Raw genomic sequence first — 2,052 nt, forward strand, 5'->3', positions numbered from 1 at the left:
TGATCCGCAAACAAGGAGGAAGTAGGGAATCGGGAATCGGGAATCGGGAATCGGGAATCGGGAATCGGGAATCGGGAGCAGGGAATAGGGAATCGGGAATCGGGAGTAGGGAGTAGGGGACTAAAACAGCTTTTATAGCAACAAAGATAGCGTTTTTTATAGCTATTAGATACACATGATTTTTTCCCTCTTACCTCTTACTTCTTATCTTTTAGCTGCTCCCTGCTCCCTGCTCCCTGCTCCCTAAAATCCAGAACTTTTCACCTTATAACTATGAGAATTGTTATATGTCACTCCACCCGGCCAAATCGCCCAAAAGGAAAGAGACGGAATAAGACTTCACCATCAATTTGCTCCCTATCCACCAAGCCCACCAACAACTTATCCTGATCATCTGGATTTTTACCCAAAACTAAATAGCAACAAGGGGGGATTTCTCTCTCTAATTCGTCCTTATCTTGGATAGGAATTCCTTGAATGTAGTCAGTTTGCAGCAGTTGACCATTGACATAAACCTCTCCTTGCTTAATGGCAAACGTTTCCCCAGGTAACGCCACAATCCGCATAATGTACTTCTTACGATTAAAGCCTTGCTCAGCCAAATCCTTAGTCACCCAAAAGTGAATCACATCTCCGTGGTGGAATTTGCGCCAATGACGGGTCACAATATCCCTGAGAACCACATCACCGCTCTGGACTACTGGTACTACCGTTGATTTTAGCCCACTGTCAACCCTATAGATGCTGCTACTAATAATTAGAAAAACAAACAGAGAAAATCCCAACAGAATATAGCCCAGCCCAGTGTTTTTAGAACCTTCAATCAGGGGGGGAGGAACAGGTTTATTGCCCACAAAATGCTGACGCAGGGCATCATGAAGAAAACGGTAACGCCCTCCCACTTGCTGAATCAACCGCCGTTCTGTGGCATAACTGAGGAACCTGGCATAGTTCCAAGGAATTGCTCCCCTTTGCCACAAAATTAGCCTCAGGGTAAAGTGCCGTATCAAGTCTTGACCCCCAGTTGCTAGTGCCGAAAGCAAGCCTACAAGTAAACCGGTGCTTAAAGAGCTAGTCAAATCAAGGTTAGTTCCTGTAAGCATGGAGACAACGGGATTAATTAATGCCCCAGCCGGAAAAGCAAACAGGGGAATAATAAACGTTTTTTTCAACGATTCTTTGATACCTTGATTAGGTTTTACCTTAGCTTTAAGTTCTGTTTTTAGCCCATAAATCTGCCCATAAATCTGCCCATAAATCTGCCCTAAAATCAGCCCATAAATCAGCCCATAAATCAGCCCATAAATCAGCCCTAAAATCAGCCCATAAATCAGCCCATAAATCAGCCCTAAAATCAGCCCATAAATCAGCCCAGATTTCACGCCATACCAAGTTATAGTAAAAGCTTCAGCCTGTAGTTCGTAGTATTTAAATTCCTCGAAAATCAGCCCATAAATCAGCCCTAAAATCAGCCCTAAAATCAGCCCTAAAATCAGCCCTAAAATCAGCCCTAAAATCAGCCCTAAAATCAGCCCTAAAATCAGCCCATAAATTAATCTAAAAGCAAGTCTTTGTCCACCTTTTTTCAACCAATATGACTGCATATTTTCAATTAAAAATTCAGTGGTTGAATCGGCTACTAATTGCCGGGCTAGATAAGTCAACCAATGTCTAGTATCCTCATCCCCATAAGGAACTCCCTTGGGATATTTTTGCTGATCAAGGGGTAACTTTAAGCGCTCCTCCACATAGGCTGACCACAGTTGTGCTTTATTGGTAATCGGCTGCCCCTGGTATGCCGTCACCATCACGTTTAAAAACAGGGGTTTATCTGCCAGTTCTCTCATCTGGGCATCACTGGATAGCACTTGCCAAAGCTTCGGTTTATCGAGGCGCTGGAGATAATTTTGGATTTGGACATCATTGGGGGACTGCAAGCAATAAGCCCCATTAAGTTTACGTAGTTTGACTATTCCCTGCTGATATTCTTCCAGGCGACAGCAAACCACCCCACGGCGTTGGATGTTTTGCTTGAAAAACTGATTAATTTTG

Annotated in this window: 1 protein-coding gene; it reads right to left on the reverse strand. The window is 43.6% G+C overall.

The window, feature by feature from the left end:
* Positions 1-290: 290 nt before the first annotated feature.
* Positions 291-2,052, reverse strand: a 1,762-nt coding sequence (gene lepB, locus F6K20_RS35950; RefSeq protein WP_287298010.1) for a signal peptidase I, incomplete at its 5' end; no start/stop codon positions are given.

It is taken from the genome of Moorena sp. SIO2C4 (assembly GCF_010672485.1).
Taxonomy (GTDB): domain Bacteria; phylum Cyanobacteriota; class Cyanobacteriia; order Cyanobacteriales; family Coleofasciculaceae; genus Moorena; species Moorena producens.